General features: G+C 62.1%; 21 protein-coding genes and 1 riboswitch. Of the genes, 12 read left to right on the top strand and 9 right to left on the bottom strand.

Translation table 11 applies throughout. From position 1 onward, the window contains the following. Positions 1 to 170: 170 nt before the first annotated feature. The 4 genes from AC54AF_RS03145 to AC54AF_RS03130 form a co-directional block, all read right to left on the bottom strand. Entirely contained in the window at positions 171 to 1,253 is a 1,083-nt protein-coding gene (locus AC54AF_RS03145; protein ID WP_496635295.1) for a CobW family GTP-binding protein, read from the bottom strand. Positions 1,254 to 1,392: 139 nt separating this feature from the next. Continuing rightward, complete coding sequence (locus AC54AF_RS03140; RefSeq protein ID WP_496635293.1) at positions 1,393 to 2,340, bottom strand: tyrosine recombinase XerC; 948 nt, start codon at positions 2,338 to 2,340, stop codon at positions 1,393 to 1,395. A gap of 7 nt (positions 2,341 to 2,347) precedes the next feature. Next, a complete protein-coding gene (locus tag AC54AF_RS03135; protein WP_131687963.1) occupies positions 2,348 to 3,025 on the bottom strand; it encodes a DUF484 family protein in 678 nt (225 codons plus the stop codon). Between the two features lie 179 nt (positions 3,026 to 3,204). Continuing rightward, positions 3,205 to 4,224 (bottom strand): porin, encoded by a 1,020-nt coding sequence (locus tag AC54AF_RS03130; RefSeq protein ID WP_496635291.1) that lies wholly within the window; start codon positions 4,222 to 4,224, stop codon positions 3,205 to 3,207. A gap of 415 nt (positions 4,225 to 4,639) precedes the next feature. Between AC54AF_RS03130 and AC54AF_RS03125 the strand changes: the two genes are divergently transcribed. Beyond that, entirely contained in the window at positions 4,640 to 6,142 is a 1,503-nt protein-coding gene (locus AC54AF_RS03125) for a tetratricopeptide repeat protein (protein ID WP_496635289.1), read from the top strand. 24 nt (positions 6,143 to 6,166) lie between these two features. On the opposite strand, the gene dapF is transcribed toward AC54AF_RS03125, so the two are convergent. From dapF to AC54AF_RS03110, 3 genes are read right to left on the bottom strand one after another with little or no spacing between them, the layout of a single operon-like run. Continuing rightward, entirely contained in the window at positions 6,167 to 7,030 is an 864-nt protein-coding gene (gene dapF, locus AC54AF_RS03120; RefSeq protein ID WP_496635287.1) for a diaminopimelate epimerase, read from the bottom strand. Between the two features lie 11 nt (positions 7,031 to 7,041). Further along, positions 7,042 to 7,917, bottom strand: coding sequence for an LpxL/LpxP family acyltransferase (locus tag AC54AF_RS03115; protein ID WP_077398734.1), 876 nt, complete (start codon positions 7,915 to 7,917; stop codon positions 7,042 to 7,044). After that, complete coding sequence (locus AC54AF_RS03110) at positions 7,914 to 8,783, bottom strand: lysophospholipid acyltransferase family protein (RefSeq protein WP_496635285.1); 870 nt, start codon at positions 8,781 to 8,783, stop codon at positions 7,914 to 7,916. The genes AC54AF_RS03115 and AC54AF_RS03110 overlap by 4 nt, the downstream gene beginning before the upstream one ends. Positions 8,784 to 8,971: 188 nt before the next feature. Here AC54AF_RS03110 and metK point away from each other — a divergent pair, with 188 nt between their 5' ends. The 4 genes from metK (at position 8,972) to metF (ending at position 13,207) form a co-directional block, all read left to right on the top strand. Beyond that, positions 8,972 to 10,138, top strand: coding sequence for a methionine adenosyltransferase (gene metK / locus AC54AF_RS03105; protein WP_034783537.1), 1,167 nt, complete (start codon positions 8,972 to 8,974; stop codon positions 10,136 to 10,138). 296 nt (positions 10,139 to 10,434) lie between these two features. Continuing rightward, positions 10,435 to 10,503, top strand: a riboswitch (S-adenosyl-L-homocysteine riboswitch). Between the two features lie 24 nt (positions 10,504 to 10,527). Continuing rightward, on the top strand, positions 10,528 to 11,952 hold the full coding sequence (gene ahcY, locus AC54AF_RS03100; protein ID WP_496635283.1) for an adenosylhomocysteinase: 1,425 nt from the start codon (positions 10,528 to 10,530) through the stop codon (positions 11,950 to 11,952). 81 nt (positions 11,953 to 12,033) lie between these two features. Continuing rightward, positions 12,034 to 12,390, top strand: coding sequence for a phage holin family protein (locus tag AC54AF_RS03095; protein ID WP_131687970.1), 357 nt, complete (start codon positions 12,034 to 12,036; stop codon positions 12,388 to 12,390). Then, the gene (metF, locus tag AC54AF_RS03090; RefSeq protein WP_131687971.1) at positions 12,377 to 13,207 is read left to right on the top strand and encodes a methylenetetrahydrofolate reductase [NAD(P)H]; all 831 of its coding nucleotides are present in this window, start codon (positions 12,377 to 12,379) and stop codon (positions 13,205 to 13,207) included. The genes AC54AF_RS03095 and metF overlap by 14 nt, the downstream gene beginning before the upstream one ends. Positions 13,208 to 13,222: 15 nt before the next feature. Here the strand turns inward: metF and AC54AF_RS03085 are convergent, their stop codons facing one another. Then, on the bottom strand, positions 13,223 to 13,822 hold the full coding sequence (locus AC54AF_RS03085; protein ID WP_496635280.1) for a 5-formyltetrahydrofolate cyclo-ligase: 600 nt from the start codon (positions 13,820 to 13,822) through the stop codon (positions 13,223 to 13,225). A gap of 65 nt (positions 13,823 to 13,887) precedes the next feature. Between AC54AF_RS03085 and AC54AF_RS03080 the strand changes: the two genes are divergently transcribed. The 4 genes from AC54AF_RS03080 (at position 13,888) to AC54AF_RS03065 (ending at position 18,473) form a co-directional block, all read left to right on the top strand. Continuing rightward, positions 13,888 to 15,834 carry a lytic transglycosylase domain-containing protein gene (locus AC54AF_RS03080; RefSeq protein WP_496635278.1) on the top strand — a complete coding sequence of 649 codons (1,947 nt, stop codon included), beginning with the start codon at positions 13,888 to 13,890 and terminating at the stop codon, positions 15,832 to 15,834. A gap of 22 nt (positions 15,835 to 15,856) precedes the next feature. Next, positions 15,857 to 16,573, top strand: coding sequence for a glutathione S-transferase family protein (locus AC54AF_RS03075; protein ID WP_496635276.1), 717 nt, complete (start codon positions 15,857 to 15,859; stop codon positions 16,571 to 16,573). Between the two features lie 10 nt (positions 16,574 to 16,583). Next, positions 16,584 to 17,681, top strand: coding sequence for a tRNA nucleotidyltransferase/poly(A) polymerase-related protein (locus tag AC54AF_RS03070; protein ID WP_496635274.1), 1,098 nt, complete (start codon positions 16,584 to 16,586; stop codon positions 17,679 to 17,681). An 87-nt stretch (positions 17,682 to 17,768) separates the two neighbouring features. Beyond that, entirely contained in the window at positions 17,769 to 18,473 is a 705-nt protein-coding gene (locus AC54AF_RS03065) for a GNAT family N-acetyltransferase (RefSeq protein ID WP_496635272.1), read from the top strand. Here the strand turns inward: AC54AF_RS03065 and AC54AF_RS03060 are convergent. Continuing rightward, positions 18,465 to 18,989 (bottom strand): Lrp/AsnC family transcriptional regulator, encoded by a 525-nt coding sequence (locus AC54AF_RS03060; protein ID WP_034753092.1) that lies wholly within the window; start codon positions 18,987 to 18,989, stop codon positions 18,465 to 18,467. The genes AC54AF_RS03065 and AC54AF_RS03060 overlap by 9 nt on opposite strands. A 125-nt stretch (positions 18,990 to 19,114) precedes the next feature. Here AC54AF_RS03060 and hppD point away from each other — a divergent pair, with 125 nt between their 5' ends. From hppD to AC54AF_RS03045, 3 genes are all read left to right on the top strand, one after another. Beyond that, positions 19,115 to 20,242: a 4-hydroxyphenylpyruvate dioxygenase gene (gene hppD, locus AC54AF_RS03055; RefSeq protein ID WP_034783523.1), complete on the top strand. Its 1,128-nt coding sequence runs from the start codon at positions 19,115 to 19,117 to the stop codon at positions 20,240 to 20,242. Between the two features lie 347 nt (positions 20,243 to 20,589). Beyond that, complete coding sequence (locus AC54AF_RS03050) at positions 20,590 to 24,186, top strand: indolepyruvate ferredoxin oxidoreductase family protein (protein WP_496635270.1); 3,597 nt, start codon at positions 20,590 to 20,592, stop codon at positions 24,184 to 24,186. A 118-nt stretch (positions 24,187 to 24,304) separates the two neighbouring features. After that, complete coding sequence (locus AC54AF_RS03045) at positions 24,305 to 25,807, top strand: S41 family peptidase (protein ID WP_496635268.1); 1,503 nt, start codon at positions 24,305 to 24,307, stop codon at positions 25,805 to 25,807. Positions 25,808 to 25,834: the final 27 nt, after the last annotated feature.

Genomic DNA, 25,834 nt, shown 5'->3' with positions numbered 1-25,834 from the left:
ATTTTGGCACGCTTTGCCTTATATTGCCATCCCGATTTGTTGACCAGCCGATCAGAAACGGCTACTTGTTGGTTTATGCCAGCAAGATGGGTGTCGGACAGCGGGAAAGCGTGCTTAACTTTCCCTTTTGTTTCTGCTTTGCAACGGATACTTTGCAAAACCCGGCTAGTTTATACCAAACATTGTTCGAGTCCGCGAATAAAAATGTCTTTTGGTAGATTCTTGCCAATAAACACCATTTTGCTGCCGCGCACTTCATTCTCGCCCCATTTGGCACCCAGGTCGCTGCCCATCAACTGGTGCACGCCCTGGAATACCACCTTGCGTTCGGCCCCCTGCATCAGCAGCACGCCCTTGTAGCGCAGCATGCGCGGGCCATACACTTGCACCAGGCCGCCGAGGAACTCGTCGAGTTTGGCGCTGTCGAATGGTTGCGTGCTCTTGAAAACAAAGGCGGCGATATCGTCGCTGTGCTGCGCATGGTGGTGGTCGGCATGGCCGCAATCGGTAGCGCAGGCGTCGCTGTGCTCATGATGATGTGCTTTCTCGCCGGCATGCTCGTGCGCATGGTCATGATCGTGGACGTGCGCCGTTTCCGTGGCCAGGAAATCCGGGTCCAGCTCCAGCTTTTCATTCAGGTTGAAACCGCGAATGTCGAGCACCTCGGCCAGCGGCGCGCGGCCGAAATCGACCTTGGCAATGGGCGCGCGGGGATTGATGCGCTTCAGGCGGCGCGTCAGGGCGGCCACGTCCTCTTCACTGACGAGGTCGGTTTTCGACAGCAGCAGTTTGTCGGCAAAACCCACTTGCCGCTGGGCTTCCTCATATTCATCGAGTTGCTTCATGGCATGGCGAGCATCGACTACCGTGATAATAGCGTCGAGCATGTAGTGGCTGCCCACTTCTTCGTCGACAAAGAAGGTTTGCGCCACGGGGCCGGGATTGGCCAGGCCCGTCGTTTCGATGACGACGCGGTCAAACGCCAGCAAGCCGGCGTCGCGCTTGCGCGCCAGTTCCGTCAAGCCCACGATCAGGTCGCCGCGCACGGTGCAGCAGATGCAGCCGTTGTTCATCTCGATGATGTGTTCGTTGCTATCTTGCACCAGGATCTCATTATCGATGTTTTCCTGGCCAAACTCGTTCTCGATCACGGCGATGCGTATGCCATGGTCTTCCTGCAGTATGCGGTTGAGCAAGGTGGTTTTGCCGGCGCCCAGGAAACCGGTGAGGATGGTGGTTGGAATCAGTGCCATGAGAGATGCCTATGCTGTAATCGGTGGTGCCGCCGCGCAAGCGGAAGAATGCGGACGATTATGCCGGAATTTTGCAAAAGCTTGCAAATACGCGCCCATCCGCTTGATATGGATCAGGCTGGTCAGCAGGCGCGGCTGTCTACTTGAGCTTGGCGCGCGGGTGTGCCTGGTCGTACACGTGCGCCAGGTGCTGGAAGTCGAGGGCCGTGTAAACCTGGGTCGAGGTGATGCTGGAGTGGCCCAGCATTTCCTGCACGGCGCGCAAGTCGCCCGACGATTGCAGCACGTGCGAAGCAAACGAGTGGCGCAGCACGTGCGGGTGCACATTCGCGGGAATGTCCGTCGCCAGCGCATGCGCCTTCAGGCGCAGCTGCAGCACGCGCGGCGAGATGCGCGTGCCGCGCGTGCTTAAAAACAAGGCAGCGCTGCCATCGCTTGCCGGCGGGCGCACGCCCAGCCAGGCCGTCAAGGCGACGAGGGCCGCCTTGCCGACGGGCACCTTGCGCATCTTGCTGCCCTTGCCCGTGACGATGACTTCGAAGCTGGCCATGTCGAGCCAGCCCAGCGAGGCGGGCTGGCCGCCGTCGGCCTTGCAGTAATGGGTGTCCAGGCTGGTCAGCTCCGACACGCGCAAGCCGCTCGAATACAGCAGTTCGAACATGGCGCGGTTGCACAGCTGTTCCGGCTCGGCCGCGCCTTGCTGGTGTTGCGCGGGCGCCACGAGGCGCACGGCGTCATCCACCGACAGGGCTTTGGGTAGCGTTTTGGCCCGCTTGGGGGCGCGGATGCCGTCGACAGGGTTGGCGTCGAGCTTGGTCTCCCCACTGAGCCAGTTGAAAAAGCCGCGCCACGACGACAGCTTGCGGGCGATCGAGCGCGGGTCGAGGCCGCCAGCGTGCAGCTTGGCCGTGTAGCGGCGCACTTCGTTGTGCGCCAGCGCCGTCCAGGGCGTATTGCCGCTCAGTTCCAGCAAGGCGCGCAGGTCGCGCCCGTAGGCGTCCAGCGTATGCGGCGACAGCTTGCGCTGCATGGCCAGCTGGGCCAGATAGGCATCGAGCCACTCGGCCTTGCCGCGCGCCTCGCCCATGGCTGACTCAGGCCGGCGCGCCGGCGCGCAGCGCGGCCAGGGCGGCGCTGGCCGTGGCGCCGATGTGCACGAGGAAGTCGGTGCCCATGCTCGACGTAAAGCGTTCGCTGTCGGGCGAGCCGAGCACCAGCAAGCCGAAGGTGCCGGTGGTGCCGGGCGCGCGCAGGGCGATCATGACGGTCGATGCGATTTTCTCGGCCTGCAACCAGTGCACGGCTTCGAAATCGCGGTTGCTGCCGCAGTACGGCGTTTGCAGGCTGTTGGCGAACATGCGCACATCGGCCGTGACATCTTCCGTGAACCAGCCGTTGGCGTGTTCCGGCAGCACTTGCCACAGGCGCAGGCTGACGTAGGGCACGTCGAAATTGCTTTGCAAGGCGTCGACCAGCACGCGCGGCATGTCCGCATCGTTGCGCACTTGCAGCATGGCCTGGTTCCAGCCATGGAACTTGCTGGCGATGTCGCCATTTTCCTCGGCCACGCGGCTCAGCTTGGACATGCGCAGTTCCAGCGCCTTGTACTTGTCGCGCATCACTTCCATCTGCCTCTCCTGCAGCGAGATGGTGCGTCCCGTCAGCGGGCTGCTCAGTTTGACCTCGCCGAGCAGAGCGGTATGCTCTTCGAAGAAATTCGGGTGCTCGCTCAGGTACTGGGCGACGGTGCTGGAATCGAGTGTGGCGGTCATTGAGAATATCTGTCAGTGAAAGTTGAACACTTCATTCTAACCGAGAGTGCGCCGGCATAGGCGCAAAGGGCGTGGCGCCCGTGCATTTTCCGTGCGCCCATGAAAAAAGCGGCATGGTTGCCCATGCCGCTTTGCATTTCCTGGTCAGCTGTCACCCGCGAAGGGTGGCAGGCGGGCCATTAGAAGTTGTGGTGTACGCCCAGGCCGATGTAGGTGATCGACGTTGCTGCCTTGCGGTTCGAGATGTCTGCGTACAGGTAGGTGCGCTTCGACAGGTTGTAGTCGTAGCCCAGCGATGCTTGCTTGGTTTTGGTCACGCCGTCTGGCGTTTTTTGACCGTAACCGGCGCGAACCTTGCCTGGGCCGACGTCGTAGTTGGCGCCAACCAGCCATGCTTTGGTGTCCGTATTGACGATCTTGAAGTTGCCGTCATCCTGATGTTGGTACGATGCCATCAGTTTCAGTTCCGTTACCGGATTGAACGATGCGGCAACCGACCACAGCTTGGCTTGCAGGCCATTGCGCTCATACGCGGCCATACCGGCGAACTGGCCGTAGTTGTACGTGGCCGAGACCGAGTATGGATTCGACGCTGGCTCGGCATTGGCTGGCACGAAGTAGTTGCCTGCCGTTGCAGGAACGGCGGCGTTACCGTTGGCTTCCTTGGCGGCGACAGTGGCGTTGAACTGGAAGCCGCTGAAGACTGGCGAGTTGTAGAACAAGGCATTCGAGAAGCGGTTACGCGAATTGCCGGATGCGCTCAACGGATCGCTGCTGTAGGCGGCCACCGTGATGTCGGTCTGGAAACCGGCTGGCGTAGGCATGCCCGACCATGGTTCGAACGCGGTGCTCGATTCCTGGAAGGCGGTCAGGCCACGGCCCAGACGCACGGTACCGAAGTTGCCTTGCAGGCCGACGCGGCTTTGACCCTGGAACAGCGGACGGGAGTTGCTTTCCAGCGTACCCGTATCGGATTCATAGCGAATTTCCAGTTGGAAAATAGCTTTCAAGCCATTGCCCAGATCTTCCGTGCCCTTGAAACCCAGCTTGTTGTTGTCGCGCTTGGTGACTTTGGTGGTGTCACCGGTCGACTTGCCCAGGCCTGCATCGATCGTGCCGTAGATTTGGACGGACGACTGCGCTTGTGCGGTTGCGGCAAAGGCGCCGAAGAGTGCGAGGGCAACGAGTGATTTTTTCATGTCTTATTCCCTATTAAAAGTGAGTTCCGTCCGAGATCCGAGCAGATTGAAATGCGCTAACTGTCGCGTTTCGATGAATGAACCTTAATTCGTCGGCGCGCAAGACGTGTGGGATTGGTCAAATGTGCGTGAAAAGATTGGTGAAAAGCGGCATAACAGCATGCCCCTGTTGTATTTTTGTAACGCGCGGTTTCTGCCGATCCTGCGCCGATGGCACGCGTTCTCCCATCGTCACGGTCGCGGCGCCTTGTCATATTGGCGCGTTCGGGCCAGGCGATTGTTGCGTTGAATCAAGTTCTTGAGGCGGCTTTGGCGGATTTATGACACAAGGACGGTACACTAAGGGACGGCCTGCATGGATGGGCCTGGAGACGGTTCACTATTATTAGAATCATTGACTCAATATCGAGAATCGATGGCAAATCGCGAAACATTAGGATTGATCAAGGGCGCACGCGCGGGCGATGTCGCTTGCCAGCTGGCGTTGGGACGGGTGTATCTGTTTGGTCAGGGTGTGCCGCAAAGCTTGCCCACCGCCTTGCACTGGCTGGCGCGGGCGGCCCAGGAAGATAGCGAGGAAGCGTGCTTGCTGATTGGCACGCACGTGCCGTTCGAATTGGCGCAGCCGGCAGCCAAGGCGCTGATCCCCTATTACGCGCAGGCGTTCGATGCGGGTCTGGTGCAGGCGGGCCTGGTGCTGGCGCAACTGGTGCTGGGCAATGCCGCCAGCCACTGTGAAGCCATGCGCGCCAAGGCGCGCGTGGCGCTGGACGCGGCCGTGCGCGCCGGCTTGCCCGATGCGCAATGGTTGTTGTCCATGCAAGAAGGATCGTCTGCCGCCGCCGTGCCTGATACCAGCCTTGCTGGCGAACTGGCCCTCAATGGCGACACGCCGCTGCATGCCGGGCTGGAGCAGGCCTGGAGCCAGGGCGACCATGCAGGCTTCCTGGCGCAAGGCTTGCCGCTGGCGCGCCAGCTGTTACAGCGCCAGGCGGCGGCCGGGGCGCGCACGATCGTCCTCGATGCGCAGCAAGTGCTATTGCTGTCGCGTTGTGCCCAGGCATTGGCGCCTGGCGGCGATGCCGAAGGCTGGCAGTGCTGCGAGCTGGCCGCGCATGGCGGCGATCGCACGGCGCAGCTGGAGCTGGGGCTCGGCTATGCGCGCATGGATGCGCATGGCCAGCGGCTGGCCACGCGCAACGGTGCGGCCAATTTCAAGCGTGCCGTGCGCTGGCTGACGCAGGCTGGCGAGCAGGGGCTGGCCGAAGCCTGGTTCGTGCTGTCGCGCATCTACACGAAACCGGAATTTTCCCAGCGCAATGTGGTCGAAGCCCATTGCTGCCTCGAGCGTGCCGCCGACCTGGGGCATGGCCCGGCCCAGCTCGAGTGTGGCATGCATGCCTGGCGCAATCGGCGCGATGGCGTCAACAATGATGTGCGGGCCGCGTATTGGCTGCTGCAGGCGCAGGCGCAAGGCAGCGGTGAAGCGGAGGCGGCGCTGGCGAAGATCGCGCCGCGAGGCGAACCCGGCGACTGGGGCCAGTGCGCCGCCATGCAGGTTGATGGACATTTGCGGCAATTGGGGCAGAGCCACCCCTTGCTGGCGGCGCGGCTGGAGCTGGCGCGCTGCTTCCATCTGTCGCGTGCCGAGGCGCTGCTGCTCGATATCCATGCGGCCGACCAGGGACATTGTCTGTTGATCGACATCAGCGCCACGCATGGGCGCGGCAAGCGGCGCCTAGTGCTGATCCGCACGGCGCAGGAGCGCCAGCTGCTCGATCAGGTGGCGCGCCTGTTCGAGCGCGTCGATTGCGGTGTGGCGGGGCCGGAAGGCAATTACCGGCAGCGCCTGTACCGCCTGAAGTGCTACCTGGCCGAACAGGGTGTCGCGCAGGAACAGCAGTTCCTGGCGGCCTGACTTTTACTGCTCATTGTCACCCGTCTACAGTTCGATCGTGCCTTCGAACACGGTCACGGCCGGGCCCGTCATCAGGACGGGATGGCCGGGCCCTTGCCAGGCGATCGACAGTTCGCCGCCGCGCGCGCTGATGCGCACGGGCGAATCAAGCAAGCCGCGCAGAATGCCGGCCACGGCGGCGGCGCAGGCGCCTGTGCCGCAGGCCAGGGTTTCGCCCGCGCCCCGTTCAAACACGCGCAGTTTCACGTGCTGGCGGTTGACGATCTGCATGTAGCCGGCGTTGACCCGGCGCGGAAAGCGCGGGTGGTGCTCGATCAGCGGCCCCGATTTTTCCAGGTCTTGCGCATCGACATCGTCGACCACTTGCACGGCATGCGGATTGCCCATCGAGACGACGGACACCAGCACGGGAGATGTTTGGCCCGGCAGCGCCAGGTCCAGCGGCCACAGGGTGTCGCCGCCTTGTGCGACACCGGCGAGGCCAGCCGCATCGAACGGCACCAGCTGTGGCTCCAGCACGGGCGCGCCCATGTCGACCGTGATGCTGCCGTCCGCCTCCAGGCGCGGCGCGATGATGCCGGCCATGGTTTCCACGCGGATGCTGTCCTTGTTCGACAAGCCTTTTTCGCTGACGAACTTGACGAATGCGCGCGCGCCGTTGCCGCATTGTTCGACTTCGCCGCCATCGTTGTTATAGATGCGGTAGCGGAAGTCGCAGCCGGGCAGGCGCGGTTTTTCCACCACCAGGATCTGGTCGGCGCCGATGCCGAAACGGCGGTCGGCCAGGCGCTGCCACTGGGCCGGCGTGAAGTTGATATCTTGATGGATGGCATCGATGACGATGAAGTCATTGCCGGCGCCATGCATCTTGGTAAATTGAAGTTTCATGTTCTGCCGTATCACTTGTGCTGGTTATAGAACGATGCTTCGCCTTCCGGACGCGTCTTGAAGCGTTTATGCGTCCAGAAATACTCGGCCGGCGCTTCGCGCACGCGCTCCTCGATGAATTCGTTCATGCGGCGCGTGGCGGCCGTGATGTCGTCGCCCGGATAATCGTCCCAGGCCGGGTAATACGTCACTTGCCAGCCCTGGTAGTTGGGCAGGAAGGTGGCGATGACGGGAATCACCTGCGCCTTGGCGGCCAGCGCCAGGCGCGCCGTGGCCGTCAGGGTGGCGGCGGGCACGCCGAAGAAGGGCACGAATTCCGCATCCTTCTCGCCGAAATCCATGTCCGGCAGCATGAAATACGGCAAGCCGTCGCGCAGGGCGCGCAGAATCGTCTTGATGCCGTCCTGGCGCGTAAACAGCTTGGGCGGCTTGAAGCGCGAACGGCCGTTGCGCAAGGCCTGGTCGAAGGCGGCGTTCTTTTGCTGCACGTACATGGACGAGGCGGAAATTTCCATGGCCGTGGCGGCGCCGGCCACGTCGAGGCAGACGAAGTGCGGACACAGCAAGATGGTCGGCTTGGCCGCGATCTGCTGGCCCGGGAAGGCGGGCACCTTTTTGATCAGGCGGTTCAGGCGCGCTTCCGACGACCACCACAGGATGCTGCGTTCCCACACGCTGCGCGAATACGCCTGGAAATGCTGGCGCGCCAGCGCCACGCGCTGGGCTTCCGTCAATTCCGGCATGCACAGGCGCAGATTCGTCAGGGCAATCTTGCGCCGCGTGGGCATGGCGATGAACAGCAGGCTGCCGACGGCCACGCCGAAGCGGCCGAGGATGGGCAGGGGCAGCCAGTGTAGCAGCCACATGAAGGCGATCAGCAGTCTCATGCCTGCTCCTTGGCGGCATCCGGCGTGGCGGGCGTGGGCGGTGGTGCGCCGCGCGGCACCTTGTAGCGATTGTAGCTCCACAGGTATTGCGCGGGACTGCGCGCGATCAATTGTTCCATGGCCGTATTGATGGTGCGCGCCTGCTCCGCCGAGGTGCTGTCGAGCGACTCGGTGAAGGGCACGAAATGCACGACATAGCCGCGCCCGCCCGGCAGGCGTTCCGCGTAGGTGATGATGACTTCGGCGCCGCCCATCTGCGCCAGCTTGGCCGGCAGGGTCATGGTGTAGGCGGGACGGCCGAAGAAATCGGCCCACACGCCTTCGCCTTCCTGCGGCACCTGGTCGGGCAGCAGGCCGATGGGCTGGCCTTTTTTCAGGCATTTGGCGAAGATGCGCACGCCCGACATGTTGGCCGGCGCCAGCATCAGGTTTTCGCGCGCGCGGGCCCCTTCGATCAGCGGTTTCAGGGCGGCGCGCTTGGGCGGGCGGTACATCACGGTGAGCGGCGTGCGCAGGGCGATCTGCTGGGCGACGATTTCAAAGCAGCCCAGATGCGGCGTCAGGAAGACGATGCCGCGACCGTGCTGCAGCGCTTTTTCCACCAGTTCCCAATTTTCCACCGTCGCATGGCGCGCTACGCGCGCGGCTGGGGCGCACCAGATGAAGGGCAGTTCCAGCACGCTTTTGCCCGCTTCGGCCACGGCCGTGTGCAAGTGTTGCGAAAACCCCGCACCCTGCATGTTCTCGCGCATGCGGCGGCGGTAGGACGGGGAAATGGCGTAAATCACCCAGCCGAGCGCCGCGCCCAGGGCATGCAAGACGGGCAGGGGAAAGAGGGACAAGAAGCGGAAAATTGGGACTAACATGTATAAGCTGTTTCCAGGAATGGCGTGTTGCCGTGCCAAAATTTTTTAAGAAGCGTAAAATACCACGTATGCAGTAACCGCTGAGTTAATAGACAACTTGCGAAGCGGAATATAAATATCGCTAAAGCGTCGCAGGCAAAATCCTCTTTACTGCGACAGAACATTCACATAGTAATCAGGAGCTTGCAATGTCAAACGACTATCTCTTCACTTCCGAATCCGTTTCGGAAGGCCATCCCGACAAGGTTGCCGATCAAATTTCCGACGCCATCCTTGACGCCATCCTGACCCAGGATCCAGCCGCCCGCGTGGCTGCCGAAACCCTGTGCAACACGGGTCTGGTGGTGCTGGCTGGCGAGATTACCACGCACGCCAATGTGGATTATATTCAAGTTGCGCGCGAAACCATCAAACGCATCGGCTACGACAACACGGAATACGGCATCGACTACAAGGGTTGCGCCGTGCTGGTGGCCTATGACAAGCAGTCGCCGGACATCGCGCAAGGCGTCGATGAAGGTGCGGGAATTGACCTGGATCAAGGCGCTGGCGATCAGGGCCTGATGTTCGGCTACGCCTGCGATGAAACGGCCGAACTGATGCCTGCCGCCATCCACTACGCGCACCGCCTGGTCGAGCGCCAGTCGCAGCTGCGCAAGGATGGCCGCCTGCCATGGCTGCGTCCGGATGCAAAATCGCAAGTGACGCTGCGCTACGTCGATGGCCGCCCCGTCGGCGTGCACACGGTCGTGCTGTCGACCCAGCATGCGCCGGAAATCTCGCACAAGCAGATCGAAGAAGCCGTCATCGAAGAGATCATCAAGCCGATCCTGCCACGCGAATGGCTGACGGAGACCAAATTCCTCGTCAACCCGACGGGCCGTTTCGTCATCGGCGGTCCGCAAGGCGATTGCGGCTTGACCGGCCGCAAGATCATCGTCGACACCTACGGCGGTGCAGCCCCGCACGGCGGCGGCGCGTTCTCGGGCAAGGATCCTTCGAAAGTCGACCGTTCGGCAGCCTACGCGGCACGTTACGTGGCGAAAAACATCGTCGCGGCCGGCCTGGCGCGCCAATGCCAGGTGCAGGTCAGCTACGCCATCGGCGTGGCCAAGCCGATCAACATCACCGTCTACACGGAAGGCACGGGTGTGATTCCCGACGCGGAAATCGCCAAGCTGGTGCTGGCGCACTTTGATTTGCGTCCCAAAGGCATCGTGCAAATGCTCGACCTGCTGCGCCCGATCTACCAGAAGAGCGCCGCCTACGGCCACTTCGGCCGCGAAGAGCCGGAATTCACGTGGGAGCGCACCGACAAGGTCGCCCTGCTGCGCGACGCTGCCGGCCTGAAGTAATCTAAGTAACCCCCAATAAATTATTGTGATCTCTGACTTCCATAACCGGCGCTCTGCAAGGTGGCCGACGAGGCTTGCCCGCTGCTAGCAGTGCTCGCACTGCGTCGCAGCGGGCGCCCTGCATAGCATCCGGTTCTGTTCGTCATAAATTCACAATAATTTCCTGAGGATTACTTAGTCAGACTTGCAAGAAAAGCGCCCCGGCCAGCTGGCCGCGGGCGCTTTTTTTATGTGTTGTTACCTGGCAATGTATGGCGAACAAGCTGGCGCGCCAGCCTTGGCAATGTTAAAATCCCCCGTCCGAGGAGCGTTGCGACGAAGAAATTCGCCAGGCTCGGAATATCCTGCAACTGCGCTCACGTACCTTTTTCAACTGAAAGGAGGGCGTGATGAACGCCGTACTCAAATCGCAACACGACTACACCATCGCCGATATCACCTTGGCCGCATGGGGCAACAAAGAAATCAAGATTGCTGAAACGGAAATGCCTGGCCTGATGGCCATCCGCGAAGAATTCGCGGCTGCGCAGCCTCTGAAAGGCGCGCGCATTACCGGTTCCATCCACATGACCATCCAGACCGCCGTGCTGATCCAGACCCTGGAAGCACTGGGCGCGCAAGTGCGTTGGGCATCGTGCAACATTTACTCGACGCAAGATCACGCTGCCGCCGCCATCGCTGCGGCCGGCACGCCTGTGTTCGCCATCAAGGGCGAGTCGCTGGACGACTACTGGGAATACACGCACCGCATCTTCGAATGGCCGAACGTGGACGGCAAGGCCGTCTACTCGAACATGATCCTCGACGATGGCGGCGACGCGACCCTGCTGCTGCACCTGGGCGTGCGCGCGGAAACCGACCTGTCGGTGCTGGCCAACCCCGGTTCGGAAGAAGAAATCTGCATGTTCAACTCGATCAAGCAGCATTTGCTGGTCGACCCGACGTGGTACTCGAAGCGTCTGCCGGAAATCCTCGGCGTGACGGAAGAAACCACCACCGGCGTGCACCGCTTGTATCAAATGCACAAGGAAGGCAAGCTGGCGTTCCCTGCGATCAACGTGAACGATTCCGTCACGAAATCGAAGTTCGACAATCTGTATGGCTGCCGCGAATCGCTGGTCGACGGCATCAAGCGCGCCACCGACGTGATGATCGCTGGCAAAGTGGCCGTCATCGCCGGTTACGGTGACGTGGGCAAAGGTTCGGCCCAAGCCATGCGTGCCCTGTCGGCGCAAGTATGGGTGACGGAAGTCGATCCGATCTGCGCACTGCAGGCGGCGATGGAAGGCTACCGCGTGGTGACCATGGATTACGCCTGCGAACACGGCGACATCTTTGTCACCTGCACCGGCAACTATCACATCCTCACGCACGATCACCTGACGCGCATGAAAGACCAGGCCATCGTCTGCAACATTGGTCACTTCGACAATGAAATCGACGTCGCTTCGTTGAAGCAATACGAGTGGGAAAACATCAAGCCGCAAGTCGATCACATCATCTTCCCGTCGGGTCGCCGCATCATCCTGCTGGCCGAAGGCCGTCTGGTCAACCTCGGCTGCGGCACGGGCCACCCGTCGTACGTGATGAGCTCGTCGTTTGCCAACCAGACGATCGCCCAGATCGAGCTGTACGCGAACACGGCCAACTACCCGGTCGGCGTGTACACCCTGCCAAAACACCTCGATGAAAAAGTCGCCCGCCTGCAACTCAAAAAGTTGAATGCGCAGCTGACGGAACTGACGCAAGAGCAAGCCGACTACATTGGCGTGCGTCAAGAAGGCCCTTATAAACCTGAACACTACCGTTACTGATCGGTAGTCCGGGGCTGTCGTTCACCCTCCGAGGGCCGGCGCCTGGCGCCGGCCTGACCCTACTTTTGACAGGCTAGAGAAATGCGCTTGCTACTGATTTGGTTTATCAATGCGGCAGCCCTGTTTGCCGTCCCTTACCTGATGCACTCGGTGACGATGAGCAGCGGCTGGACTGCGCTGCTGGCCGCTGCCGTGCTGGGGCTGGTCAATGCGCTGATCCGTCCTTTGCTGATCCTGCTGACCCTGCCCGTGACATTCCTGTCGCTGGGCCTGTTCATTTTGATCATCAACGGCTTCATGTTCTGGCTGGTAGCGCAGGTGATCGATGGTTTCCATGTCGCCAGTTTCTGGTCTGCCGTGGGTGGTGCCATTCTGTACAGCATCATTTCCTGGGCCCTGTCGACCTTACTTTTGAGTAATGACGATGGAAAAGCATAATTTCAGTATTGAGTTTTTCCCGCCGAAGACCCCGGAAGGGGCGGAGAAGCTGCGTGCCACGCGTATCAAATTGTCTGAATTGCATCCGAAGTATTTCTCGGTGACCTTTGGCGCCGGCGGCACCACGCAGCAAGGCACGCTGGACACCGTGCGCGAGATCCTGGCGGCCGGCGAACAGGCCGCACCGCATCTGTCTTGCGTGGGCGGTTCGCGCGAATCGATCCGCGCCGTGCTGGCCGACTTCAAGGCGGCCGGCGTGAGCCGTATCGTGGCCTTGCGCGGCGACTTGCCCAGCGGCTATGGCGCTTCGGGCGAGTTCCGCTACGCCAACGAGTTGGTGGAATTCATCCGCGCCGAGACGGGCGACCATTTCCATATCGAAGTGGCCGCCTATCCGGAAGTGCATCCGCAAGCGCGTTCGCCGCAGGACGACCTGAACGCGTTTGCGCGCAAGGTGCAGGCCGGCGCCGATGCGGCCATCACCCAGTACTTCTACAATGCCGACGCGTATTTCCAGTTTGTCGAGCAGACACAGAAGATGGGTATCAACGTGCCCATCGTGGCCGGCATCATGCCGATCACGAATTACACGCAATTGATGCGCTTTTCGGACATGTGCGGCGCGGAAATTCCACGCTGGGTGCGTCTGAAACTGGCCAGCTTCGGCGACGATAGCGCGTCCATCAAGGCCTTTGGCCTGGACGTGGTGACGGGCCTGTGCGAACGCCTGCTGGAAGGCGGCGCACCGGGCTTGCATTTCTATAGCATGAATCAGGCGGCGCCCACGACCGCCTTGTGGCAGCGCCTGGTCAAGTAATCCCCATCTGATGCTTCAGAGCAGATCGCCCTCGGTCACGATGTGATCGAGGGCGATGTCGTATTCGCCGTTGGGAAAGCTTGCCGCCAGGCAGGCATAGGCGATGCCCACAGTGCGCGGACGGGGCGTGGCCGCCAGGGTGCGGTCGTAATACCCGCCGCCATAGCCGAGACGAAAACGTTCCGTATTAAAACCCAGGCAGGGCACCAGCAGGGTGGCGGGCGCCGGGCGCAGGCGCAATTGGGCCGGCACGGCCACGCCCATGCCATCCTTGACCATCGCTTCACCGGGCGTCCAGTCGGAAAATGCCAGCGGCGCATGCTTTTCCAGCACCACCGGCAAGCTCAATTGCACGCCGCGCGCGGCCAGTTGCGCATACGCGCCGTGCAAGTCCGGCTCGCCGTGCAGGGGCCAGTACACGCCCAGTTCCTCGATGTTTTCCTGCGCGCACCAGTCCAGCAGGCGCTGCGCGATGGCCGCATCCCACCGCGCGCGCGCGGCGTCGGGCAGGGCGCGCCGGGCCGCCAGCAGGGCTTTGCGCAGGCCAGCTTTTTCCTGTGGCGCAATGGGTGGCCGTGTAGCCGGATCGCATGTTATTCTAGGGTCGCTATTCATATCACCATCAAGTTAAGATTGAGAGTCGTACATTGATTTCCCCACTGAAATGGATTGCCGGCACGATGTTGTGTGTTGCATCGGCCTTGTCTCCCTTGGCCGCCCTGGCCCAGGCGTCCGCCACCGTATCCCCAGCCGCCCCCGACACGCGCAGCGAGGACGATGCCTTCCTGCTGCTGCGCGACGCCGCGCGCAAGGATGACGCCGAGAAAGCCGACTTTTATGCGGGGCGCCTGACGAATTACCAGATTCCATCATATGTTGACTATTATCGGCTGAAACCGCGCATCAAACAGTTGAGCGAGGCGCAATTTCGCGATTACCTGAGCCGCTACAAGGGCAGCGCCATCGCCGACCGCTTCCGCAACGACTGGCTGCTGGAGCTGGGCCGCAAGCGCGACTGGGTCGTGTTTGATGAACAATACCCGCAATTCGCCCTCGATGACGACACCCAGCTCAAGTGCTACGCGCTGATGTCGCGCGCCGCCAAGGGGCAGAACGTGGCGTCCGAGGCGCGCAATCTGCTCGTCTCGCCGCCCGGCTATGGCGAAGCGTGCGGTAGCCTGATCGCGGCATTGGCGCAAAACGGCCAGTTCGACGCGAATGACCTGTGGGCGCAGATTCGCCTGGCGGGCCAAACCAACGCCACGGGCCCGGCGCGCCGCATCGCGCTGCTGCTGGGCGCGTCCGACGCGAAGATGGCGCAAGCCATCGATTTGCCGGCGCTGGTGCTGGCGAAGGGCGTGGGCGCCAGCCGTGCCGATCACGAGATGTACCTAGTGGCCGTGGGCCGCATGGCGAAAAGCACCCTGAAGCTGGGCGTCGTGGCCCTGCAAAAGGCGAGTTCGCAACTGACGCCGCAAGAGCAAGCCATCGGCTGGGCCAGCCTGGCCCTGCAGGCGTCATATTCGCTGGCGCCGGAAGCGTTTGAATATTGGCAAAAAACCAATGGCGCCCCGTTGACGCAGGAGCAGATGCAGTGGAAAACGCGTATCGCCTTGCGTGAAGGTAACTGGCCCGTGGTGAAGGCCAGCATCCAGGCCATGCCGGCGTCCCTGCGTGCCGATCCCACCTGGGTCTACTGGCTGGCGCGCGCACATCAGGCGGAAACGCCGGGCCGGCCGAACGTGCAGGCCGATACGCTGTACCGCACGATCAGCGAGCAATCGAATTTCTATGGCTTGCTGGCCAATGAAGAGCTGGGCAACCATCTGGTGCTGCCGCCGCCGGGCCAGCCGATCTCGCCGACGGAAATCGCCGCCATGGCTGCCAATCCGGGACTGCAGCGGGCCTTGAAATTTTTCAACATGCGCTTGCGCTTCGAAGGCACGCGCGAGTGGAACTGGGAATTGCGTTCGATGACGGACCGCCAGCATCTGGCGGCCGCGGAATTTGCGCGCCAGAACAATGTGCTCGACCGCATGGTCAATACTTCGGACCGCACGCGCCTGGAAGTGGACTATACGCAGCGCTATCCGACGCCGCACGACGACGTTATGCATCCGGCCACGCAAACCCTGGGCCTCGATAAAGCCTGGGTGTATGGCTTGATCCGCCAGGAATCGCGCTTCATCATGGATGCGCAGTCGCACGTGGGCGCGTCCGGTCTGATGCAGGTGATGCCGTCGACGGCCCGTTATGTGGCCAAGAAGATCGGCCTCACCGATTTCGTCACGGAAACTTTGAGCGACGTGCGCACCAACGTCTTGCTGGGCACGAACTACCTGAACATGGTGCTCGGTGGCCTCGACGGTTCGCAAGTGCTGGCCAGCGCCGCCTACAACGCGGGGCCGGGGCGCTTGCGCATCTGGCGCGCCACCGTGAAGAGTCCGCTGGAAGGCGCCATTTTCGCCGAGATCATTCCGTACACGGAAACGCGCGGTTACGTGAAAAACGTGATGGCCAACGCCACGTATTATGCGGCCCTGTTCGAGAAGCGCCCGCAGTCGCTGAAAGCGCGCCTGGGCACCGTCGGACCGAAAAACGGCGCCATCGCGGCTGACTTGCCTTGAACCTTTCCTGGAATAGCTGATTATGCAAACGACCATCCTTGATCCCAGCCTGGCGCAAACCCTGGCCAGCGCCCGCGAGCCGGGTCTGACCCTCATCATCGGCAACAAGAATTACTCATCGTGGTCGATGCGCCCGTGGGTGGCCATGACGGCCTTCGGCATCCCGTTCCAGGAAGTGCGCGTGCTGCTCGACCAGAGCGACACGGCCACGAAAATTGCCGAATATTCGGCCTGCGGCCGGGTCCCCGTGCTGCTGGCGGGCGAGATGACGATCTGGGACAGCCTGGCCATCTGCGAATACCTGGCCGAGCAGTTTCCCGATAAACACATGTGGCCGCAAGACGTGGCCGCGCGCGCCATGGCGCGCTGTGTCTGCGCGGAAATGCATTCCGGTTTCGCCGGCTTGCGCACGGATATGTCGATGAACATCAAGGCGAAGTTGCCGGGACGGGGCCGCACGGCCGCCGCGCAGGCCGACATTGGCCGCATCAGCGAAATCTGGGAAGAGTGTCTGTCTCGCTTTGGCCACCACCAGTTCCTGTTCGGCGACTTTTCCATCGCCGATGCGTACTTTGCTCCCGTCGTCATGCGTTTTCGCACGTATGGCGTGAGCCTGGCGCCGGCGCTGAACGCGTATTGCGAGCGCGTGCAGGCGCACCCGGCCGTGGCCCGCTGGATCACGGAAGCGCTGGCGGAGACGGAAGTGGCGCCTAAGCACGACGCGGAATTACCTGAATAAGAGAAGCTCTATGAAGATTTACACGGTCGGTGGCGCGGTGCGCGACCAACTGCTGGGTTTGCCCGTGAAAGACCACGACCACGTCGTCGTTGGCGCCACGCCGGAAGACATGCTGCGCCAGGGTTTTCGCCCCGTCGGCAAGGATTTCCCCGTCTTCCTGCACCCGCAGACGCAGGAGGAATACGCGCTGGCCCGCACGGAGCGCAAGACGGCCCCCGGCTACCGGGGCTTTGTCTTCCACACGGCGCCCGACGTCACGCTGGAAGACGACCTGGTGCGGCGCGACCTCACCATCAACGCCATCGCGCAAGCCGGGGACGGGACGTTGACCGACCCGTTCGGCGGCATTGAGGATATTCGCAACAAAATCTTCCGCCACGTTTCCGGCGCGTTTGGCGAAGACCCCGTGCGCATCTTGCGCCTGGCCCGCTTCGCCGCCCGTTTTCATACTTTCACTGTCGCGCCCGCCACCATGGACCTGATGCGCCAGATGGTGGCCGATGGCGAAGTCGATGCCCTGGTGGCCGAGCGCGTGTGGCAGGAAGTGGCCAAGGGGCTGATGGAAGCGCGGCCGTCGCGCATGCTGACGGTGCTGCGGGACTGTGGCGCGCTGGCGCGCATCATGGGCGAAATTGCCATCAGCGAGCGCTTGCTGCAGGTGATCGACCATGCCGCCGCGCAAGGCGTTGACTTGCCCGTGCGCTTCGCCGCCCTGCTGCTGCACCTGCCGAAAGATGCCATTGAACAACTGAGCGAGCGCCTGCGCGTGCCCAACGAGTGCCGCGAGCTGGCCGTCATGGCGGCGCGCGAGCTGGAGCATATCAATGGCGCGTTGACGCTGAGCGCCGAAGCCATCGTCGCCTTGTGCGAACGCTGCGATGGCTGGCGCAAGCCGCAGCGCTTTGCGCAACTGCTGCAGGCCGTGGCTTGCGACAGGCTGGCCAGCGGCGACTTTGCGCCTGGGGCACGGCTGCAGGGTAGCCTCGACGCGGCGCGCGGCGTGAATGCGGGCGCGCTGGCGCAAGCGTGTACGGAGCCGAAACGCATCCCCGAAGTCATCCATGCGGCGCGGGTGGCGGCCGTGCAGGCATTCCTGGCCCAGGCTTGAATGGCGGGAATAGGCTACAATGGCGCCATAATGCTGCACTGCACAATATTGGCCTGACGTGCCGCAGCACCGCTTCCAGGAGTCGACGTGACCTTACCCAAGCTGTTTCAAAACCCGTTTCGCCGCTGGCTCAGCCGTAGCGGCGGAGGGCGTCCGAGCGTGCTCGTCAAGCAGTTGCATGAGCGCGACCGGCGCCGCATGATGAAGCATTTCCTGAATCTGGAGAAAAGCGACCGGCTGCTGCGCTTCGGCAGTGCCTTGCCCGATGAACTGGTGGCCCAGTACGTGCAGAAGATGGATTTCTCGCGCGACATGATCTACGGCGTCTACAACAGCCTGTTCAAGCTGGTGGGCGTGGGGCATCTGGCGTTCGCGCCGAAGGACAAGTCGCCGGCGAAAAGTGTCGTCACGGACAAGGAGCAGGTGGCCGAGTTTGGCGTGTCCGTGTCGAAATCCATGCGCGGCATGGGTGTCGGTTCAAAACTGTTCGAGCGGGCGGCGATTCACTGCCGCAACAACGATGTCGATACCCTGTACATGCATTGTTTGTCGTCGAACAAGACGATGATGCATATCGCCAAGAAGGCGGGCATGGAAATCCAGCGCGATTATGGCGAAACTGATGCTTATTTGAAACTATTGCCGCCGAACCCGACCAGCATGCTGCAGGAAGCCGTGCAGGAGCAGTTTGCCATGTTCGACTACACGTTCAAGGCGAACGCGCGCGCCGCATTCAAACTGTGGGATCGCTTGCCGGGGCGCAAGAAGAAGCCCGGGCCGCCATCACAGTAAGGGCAGGGCCGTCGTATCCTTGATGCGCTGCAAGGCGAAGCTCGATTTCACATCCAGCACGGCCGGGTGGCGCAGCAGGGTCGCCATCATGAAGCGCGAAAAGTGTTCCATGTCTTCCACGTGCACGCGCAACAGATAATCCATTTCGCCCGTCATCGCATAGCAGGCCACCACTTCCGGCCATTGCGCCACGGCCACGGCAAAATCGGCGCGCGGCGAGGTGTTCGTCACCAGATTGGGCGCCAGCACGCGTGCCGTGCTGTGGGCGGTGGCGTCGCTGTGCTTTTCCAGCCGCACGTTCACGTAGGCGAGCAAGCCCAGGCCGATCTTTTCCGGGTCCAGCAGGGCCACGTACTGGCGGATCACGCCCGCTTCTTCCAGCCGTTTGACGCGGCGCAAGCATGGCGACGGCGACAGGCTGACCTGCTCGGCCACGTCCTGATTCGACAGGCGGCCATCGGCCTGCAGGACGGCGAGGATCTTGCGATCCGTTTTATCCAGCGTAATTTTGCTCATGCTTCCTCCGGTGGTTCTTGTTTCACGCAATATTATTGCGCAAATCATGATTGTTCGGGAGATCTTTGGCATTTAATGCCCGTGACCCACGCCTATACTGTGCGCTACTTCTTGGAGGAGACATCATGCAATTTCAGCCTTGGGATAACCCGATGGGTACCGATGGTTTCGAGTTCGTCGAGTATGCAGCACCAGACCCAAAAGCATTGGGCAAGCTGTTCGAGAACATGGGCTTCACGGCCATCGCGCGCCACCGCCACAAGGATGTGACCCTGTACCGTCAGGGCGACATCAATTTCATCATCAATGCCGAACAAGATTCGTTCGCGCAACGTTTTGCCCGCCATCACGGCCCGTCCGTGTGCGCCATCGCCATCCGCGTCGACGACGCGGCCTTCGTGTACCGCCGCGCGCTGGAACTGGGCGCCTGGGGCTTCGACAATAAAACGGGTCCGATGGAGCTGAACATTCCCGCCATCAAGGGCGTGGGCGATTCGCTGCTGTACTTCGTCGACCGCTGGCGCGGCAAGGGCGCCGACAAGCCGGACGCGGCCGCTCCCGGCGGCATCGGCGACATCAGCATCTATGACGTCGACTTCGTCGCCATTCCCGGCGCCGTTGCCAACCCCGTCGGCCATGGCCTGACCTATATCGACCACCTGACGCACAATGTGCACCGTGGCCGCATGAAGGAATGGGCCGGTTTCTATGAAAATCTGTTCAACTTCCGCGAAGTGCGCTACTTCGATATCGAAGGCAAGCATACGGGTCTGAAGTCGAAAGCCATGACTTCGCCCTGCGGCAAGATCCGCATCCCGATCAACGAATCGTCGGATGACAAGTCGCAGATCGCCGAATACCTGGACCAGTATCATGGCGAAGGCATCCAGCATATCGCGCTGGGCACCGACGATATCTACGGCTCCGTGCAAGGCATGCGCGACACGGGTATCGATTTCCAGGACACGATTGAAACTTACTATGAGCTGGTCAACCGCCGCCTGCCGAACCATGGCGAGCAGCTGGAGGAACTGCGCCGCCTGCGCATCCTGATCGATGGCCACAGCACGGAAAACGAACGCGAACTGCTGCTGCAAATTTTCACGCAGACGGTGATCGGCCCGATCTTCTTCGAGATCATCCAGCGCAAGGGCGACCAGGGCTTCGGCGAAGGCAATTTCCGCGCCCTGTTCGAGTCGATCGAGCTGGACCAGATCAAGCGCGGCGTGCTGAAAGATACGAACGCGGCGTAAGCTCGGCGCTGTTTGTCGGCTTACGCCGTTCCGGCTAAGCCGACCTACGCGTCCCGTGCCACTCAGGTAGGTCGGATTAGCGGGGCCGCCGAGGCGCAGCGTAATCCGACATTGCCAGCAAAAAGCAGCCCGGTAGGTCGGATTAGCGTAGCGTAATCCGACATGCCTAAAAGCAGCAAAAGGTAAAAACACGGGAGTGCAGTGCAGCAAAGAACTGCGCGCCTTCCTGTGGTAGTCTACGACAAACAAGTCATTTTTCCGCACCGGCATGGTCCACAAGGCACAGCCGGTACGTGTGAGTTCAACCGACTTTGCACGCGTAGCACAGAGAATAATGGAGACAAGTAATGAATGCACCAATCAAGGGCTCGAGTCTTGAGCCGGGCGCGCACGCGTCCGAAATTTCCCTGAACGACAAATACACGCTTGAGCGTGGCCGCGCCTTCATGACGGGCACGCAAGCGCTGATCCGCCTGCCGATGCTGCAGCGCGAGCGCGACCTGAAGGCTGGCCTGAATACGGCCGGCTACATCACCGGTTACCGCGGTTCGCCTGTGACGTCCGTCGACATGACGGCGATCAAGGCCAAGAAATACCTCGATGAACACCACGTCAAATTCCACCCGGGCCTGAACGAAGACCTGGCCGCCACGGCCGTCTGGGGCACGCAGCAAACGAATCTGTTCGAAGACGCGAAATACGACGGCGTGTTCGGCATGTGGTACGGCAAGGGCCCCGGCGTCGACCGCTGCGGCGACGTGTTCAAGCACGCGAATAACGCCGGTTCCGCCAAGCATGGCGGCGTGCTGGTGCTGGCCGGCGACGACCATGCGGCCAAGTCGTCGTCCACGGCGCACCAGTCCGACCATATCCTGAACGCCTGCGGCATCCCCGTGCTGTACCCGTCGTCGGTGCAGGAATACATCGACTACGGCTTGCACGCCTGGGCCATGAGCCGCTATACGGGGCTATGGGTGTCGATGAAATGCGTGACCGACATCATCGAGTCGGGCGCCGCCGTCGACTTCGACCCGGACCGCGTGCAGATCGTGCTGCCGACCGACTTCGAGATGCCGGCCGGTGGCCTGAACATCCGCTGGCCCGACACGGTGCTGGAACAAGAAGTGCGCATGAACAGCTACAAATGGTACGCGGCGCTGGCGTATGCGCGCGCCAACAAGCTCAATAAAATCATCTGGGACAGCCCGAAGGCGCGCATCGGCATCATCACGGCCGGCAAATCCTACCTGGACACGCGCCAGGCGCTGGCAGATCTGGGCATCGACGAACAGACGGCGTCCGATATCGGCATCCGCCTGTACAAGATCGGCATGACCTGGCCGCTGGAAGCGGACGGCGTGCACGAATTCGCCAAGGGTCTCGATGAAATCCTCGTGGTGGAAGAAAAGCGCCAGATCCTCGAATACGCGCTGAAGGAAGAACTGTACAACCTCAAGGATGGCGAACGTCCGCGCGTGGTCGGCAAGTTCGACGACACGGGCGAATGGAGCAACCAGAAGGGGACCGGTCATGGCGACTGGCTGCTGCCGGCCACGTATGAGCTGAACCCGGCCATGATCGCCCGCGCCATCGCCAGCCGCATCTCGCGCTATTACGCGGGCCACCCGGTCGAGCAGCGCGTGAAGGAACGCATCGCCTACCTGGAAGCGAAGGAAAACGTCCTCAAGGCCATCAGCGTGAAACCCGATCCGCAAAAGGACCGCACGCCATTCTTCTGCTCCGGCTGCCCGCACAATACCTCGACCAAGGTGCCGGAAGGTTCGCGCGCGCTGGCCGGCATCGGCTGCCACTACATGGTGCTGTGGATGGACCGCGAAACGTCGACCTTTACCCACATGGGCGCCGAAGGCGTCACGTGGGTGGGGCAGGCGCCGTTCACGAATGAAAAGCACGTGTTTACCAACCTCGGCGACGGCACGTATTTCCACTCGGGCATCCTGGCCATCCGCGCGGCCGTCTCGGCCAAGGTGAACATCACCTATAAAATTCTGTTCAACGATGCGGTGGCCATGACGGGCGGCCAGGAATTCGACGGGCCTCTGTCTCCGGCCATCATTTCACGCCAGATCGCCGCCGAAGGCGTCGGTCCGATCATCGTCGTCACGGATGAACCGGAAAAATACCCGGACGATTACGCCTGGGCCGAAGGCGTCACCGTGCGCCACCGCTCGGAACTGATGGACGTGCAGCGCGAACTGCGCGACATGCCCGGCGTGTCGGCCATGATCTACGACCAGACCTGCGCCTCGGAAAAACGCCGCCGCCGCAAACGCAATGAATACCCGGACCCGGCCAAGCGCGCCGTCATCAACGAAGCCGTCTGCGAAGGCTGCGGCGACTGTTCCGTGCAATCGAACTGCCTGTCGGTGGAACCGCTGGAAACGGAACTGGGGCGCAAGCGCCAGATCAACCAGTCGTCCTGCAACAAGGACTTCTCGTGCACGACGGGCTTCTGCCCCAGTTTCGTGACGGTGGAAGGCGGCGGCCTGAAAAAGCCGAAGAAGGCAGCTGCCGCCGACAAGGACGCGCCCGCCGCGCCGGCCTTGCCGACACCCACCATTCCCTCGACGGCCGAGCCGTTCGGCATCCTGGTTACCGGCATCGGCGGCACGGGCGTGGTCACCGTCGGCCAGATCCTGGCCATGGCGGCGCACGTGGAAGGCAAGGGCTGTTCCGTGCTGGACATGAGCGGCCTGGCGCAAAAGGGCGGCCCCGTGATGTCGCACGTGCGCCTGGCGGACCGCCAGGAAGACATCCACTCGACGCGCGTCGGCACCGGTGCTGCCGATCTCGTCATCGGCTGCGACCTGATCGTCACGGCCAGCCGCGACGCCCTGTCGCGCATGGGAGAAGGGCGCAGCTGGGCCATGATCAACTCGACCAGCTCGTCGACGGCCGCGTTCGTGAAAAACCCGGACTGGCAATTTCCCGGTGCTTCCGCGCGCATGGAAATCGAAAAGGCCTGCGGCAGCGACCACGTGGACTTCATCGACGCGGGGCAGATCGCCACGGCGCTGATGGGCGACTCGATCGCGACGAACATGTTCATGCTCGGTTATGCCTGGCAAAAGGGCAAAGTGCCGCTCACCGAAGCGTCCATCATGAAGGCCATCGACTTGAACAACGTCTCGGTGGCGTTCAACAAGGCCGCCTTCAACTGGGGCCGCGCGGGCGCCCACGATACGGCCAGCCTGGTGCGCATGACGACGCCAGCGAAAGTGGTGGAATTCAAGCGCATCGACACGCTCGACGACATCATCGAAAAAAGAGTGGCCCTGCTGACGGCCTACCAGGACCGCGCGTATGCGCAGCAGTACCTGGACTTCATCAAACAGGTGCGCGCCGCCGAAAGCGCCCTGAATGGCCCGCACTTGCGCCTGACGGAAGCCGTGGCCCGCTACTTATACAAGCTGATGGCTTACAAGGACGAGTACGAAGTGGCGCGCCTGTACACGGACGGCACCTTCCAGGCGAAGATCGCCGCCATGTTCGAAGGCGACATCAAGCTCAAGTTCCACCTGGCGCCGCCGATCATGGCGAAGACGGATGCCCAGGGCCATCTGGTGAAGAAGGAATTCGGCCCGTGGATGCTGAAGGCGTTCGGCGTGCTGGCCAAGTTCAAGGGCTTGCGCGGCACGGCCTTCGACGTGTTCGGTCATACGGCCGAGCGCAAGATGGAGCGCGCGCTGATTCTGGAATACCGTGCGACGGTGGGCGGCTTGCTGCCGAAACTGACGACGGCCAAGCTGGCGCAAGCCGTGGCGATCGCCAGCATTCCGGAAGACATCCGCGGCTATGGCCACGTGAAGGAGCGTCATTTGAAGGCGGCGAAAGAGAAGGAAGCCAGTCTGCTGATCGCCTTCAACGCGCCGATGCCGCTGCCGCCCGTCGTGGCTGCGCCCGTGGCGGCCACCGTGGCGTGATGGGGTGAACTCCACGCTGTAGCAATGGCGCCTGCGGGCGCCATTGTGTCAAAGAAAACAACGCCTGCCTGCAAAACACATTATAATTTTTCGATAATTTCTTTTCGGAAAGTTTGTCATGTCTTCCCTGCGCTTTTCCGCCCTGGCGGTTCCTCTCGTCTTGTTGTTGAGTGCCTGCGGCGGAGGCGGCGGTAGCAGCAGCGACAGCGCTTCCGCCGTCCCTCCCGTGACGCCGACAGGCCCCACGGCGCTGGTCGCTTCCTCCACGGTGGCGAACCGCTGCGAGGCGCCGCGCAGCGGCAGCAGCATCGACAAGCCGGGCACCTTGCTCAATGAACAGACGTGGGTGCGCAGCTGGATCGATGAAACGTATCTGTGGTATCGCGAAGTGCCGACCACCTACCTGCCGCAAAGCTTCACCACGCCCATCGCGTATTTCGACGTGCTGAAATCCACGGCCACGACGGCGTCCGGCAAGCCCAAGGACCGGTTTCATTTCACGTATACGACGGCCGAGTGGGAGAATGCGCAGAACGGCATTGAGTTGGGCTACGGCATGCTGCTGGCCATGACGCGGCAAGCGCCACCGCGCAAGGCGGTGATCTCGATCGTCGAGCCGGGCTCGCCGGCGGCACTGGCGGGTTTGCAGCGCGGCGACCTGCTGCAAACCATCGATGGCGTCGATTTCGTCCATGCCCCCGATGCTGCCAGCATAAATATCATCTACGCGGGCCTGTTCCCTGCAGCGCAAGGCACGCACACGCTGTCGTTCAGCCGTAACGGGGCGCCCATCTCCGTGAGCCTGCAGGCGGTGGAAGTCAGCACCAGCGCCGTGCAAAACGAACGCATCATCGATACGCCCACGGGCAAGGTGGGCTACCTGACCTTCAATACGCATAACAATGTGGCCGAGCGCCAATTGGTCGAGACCATGCGCCGCTTCCAGGCGGCCGGCATCAGCGACCTGGTGCTCGATGTGCGCTACAACGGCGGCGGCTACCTGGATGTCGCCAGTGAACTCGCTTACATGATTGCCGGCCCGCAAGTTACCGCTGGCAAGACCTTCGAGCAGGTGCTGGCCAATGACAAGACGCGGCCGGCAGCGCCCGTGCCATTCCATGCGCAAAGCCAGGGCTTTCTTGGGCCAAACCCGCTGCCCAAGGGAACGCCGCTGCCTTCCCTGGGCCTCAAGCGCGTGACCTTGCTGACCACCGCCAATACCTGTTCGGCCAGCGAAGCGATCATCAACGGCTTGCGCGGGGTGGGCGTGCAAGTCAACCTGATCGGCGGCACGACGTGCGGCAAGCCCTACGGTTTCTTTCCCGCGCCGAATTGCGGCACCACGTATTTTGCGGTGCAGTTCCAGGGCGTCAATGCCAAGGGCTTTGGCGACTTTGCCGATGGCATGGCGCCGACCTGCGACGTGGCGGACGATTACCAGCACCAGCTGGGCGACGCGGCCGAAGGCATGCTGGCGGCGGCGCTGCGCTACCGCAGCAGCGGCAGCTGCACACCGGCCATGGGCGCGCTCAGGTTGTTGAATTCGGTGGAGAGTCCGGCCGATACGGCCACGCGCCTGCTGCGCCCGGCCTACAAGGAAATTGCCATCATGCGTCGTTAAAGCGCATGTTTCTGCCATGAGCCAGAC

Source organism: Janthinobacterium sp. JF4, assembly GCF_059617925.1.
This window is presented reverse-complemented; position numbering and strand designations above follow the sequence as displayed.

Excerpts from the sequence above, each read along its gene's own strand:
- AC54AF_RS03145 (WP_496635295.1), bottom strand. The coding sequence starts at position 1,253 with ATGGCACTGATTCCAACCACCATCCTCACCGGTTTCCTGGGCGCCGGC.
- AC54AF_RS03140 (WP_496635293.1), bottom strand. The coding sequence starts at position 2,340 with ATGGGCGAGGCGCGCGGCAAGGCCGAGTGGCTCGATGCCTATCTGGCC.
- AC54AF_RS03135 (WP_131687963.1), bottom strand. The coding sequence starts at position 3,025 with ATGACCGCCACACTCGATTCCAGCACCGTCGCCCAGTACCTGAGCGAG.
- AC54AF_RS03130 (WP_496635291.1), bottom strand. The coding sequence starts at position 4,224 with ATGAAAAAATCACTCGTTGCCCTCGCACTCTTCGGCGCCTTTGCCGCA.
- AC54AF_RS03125 (WP_496635289.1), top strand. The coding sequence starts at position 4,640 with ATGGCAAATCGCGAAACATTAGGATTGATCAAGGGCGCACGCGCGGGC.
- dapF (WP_496635287.1), bottom strand. The coding sequence starts at position 7,030 with ATGAAACTTCAATTTACCAAGATGCATGGCGCCGGCAATGACTTCATC.
- AC54AF_RS03115 (WP_077398734.1), bottom strand. The coding sequence starts at position 7,917 with ATGAGACTGCTGATCGCCTTCATGTGGCTGCTACACTGGCTGCCCCTG.
- AC54AF_RS03110 (WP_496635285.1), bottom strand. The coding sequence starts at position 8,783 with ATGTTAGTCCCAATTTTCCGCTTCTTGTCCCTCTTTCCCCTGCCCGTC.
- metK (WP_034783537.1), top strand. The coding sequence starts at position 8,972 with ATGTCAAACGACTATCTCTTCACTTCCGAATCCGTTTCGGAAGGCCAT.
- ahcY (WP_496635283.1), top strand. The coding sequence starts at position 10,528 with ATGAACGCCGTACTCAAATCGCAACACGACTACACCATCGCCGATATC.
- AC54AF_RS03095 (WP_131687970.1), top strand. The coding sequence starts at position 12,034 with ATGCGCTTGCTACTGATTTGGTTTATCAATGCGGCAGCCCTGTTTGCC.
- metF (WP_131687971.1), top strand. The coding sequence starts at position 12,377 with ATGGAAAAGCATAATTTCAGTATTGAGTTTTTCCCGCCGAAGACCCCG.
- AC54AF_RS03085 (WP_496635280.1), bottom strand. The coding sequence starts at position 13,822 with ATGAATAGCGACCCTAGAATAACATGCGATCCGGCTACACGGCCACCC.
- AC54AF_RS03080 (WP_496635278.1), top strand. The coding sequence starts at position 13,888 with ATGTTGTGTGTTGCATCGGCCTTGTCTCCCTTGGCCGCCCTGGCCCAG.
- AC54AF_RS03075 (WP_496635276.1), top strand. The coding sequence starts at position 15,857 with ATGCAAACGACCATCCTTGATCCCAGCCTGGCGCAAACCCTGGCCAGC.
- AC54AF_RS03070 (WP_496635274.1), top strand. The coding sequence starts at position 16,584 with ATGAAGATTTACACGGTCGGTGGCGCGGTGCGCGACCAACTGCTGGGT.
- AC54AF_RS03060 (WP_034753092.1), bottom strand. The coding sequence starts at position 18,989 with ATGAGCAAAATTACGCTGGATAAAACGGATCGCAAGATCCTCGCCGTC.
- hppD (WP_034783523.1), top strand. The coding sequence starts at position 19,115 with ATGCAATTTCAGCCTTGGGATAACCCGATGGGTACCGATGGTTTCGAG.
- AC54AF_RS03050 (WP_496635270.1), top strand. The coding sequence starts at position 20,590 with ATGAATGCACCAATCAAGGGCTCGAGTCTTGAGCCGGGCGCGCACGCG.
- AC54AF_RS03045 (WP_496635268.1), top strand. The coding sequence starts at position 24,305 with ATGTCTTCCCTGCGCTTTTCCGCCCTGGCGGTTCCTCTCGTCTTGTTG.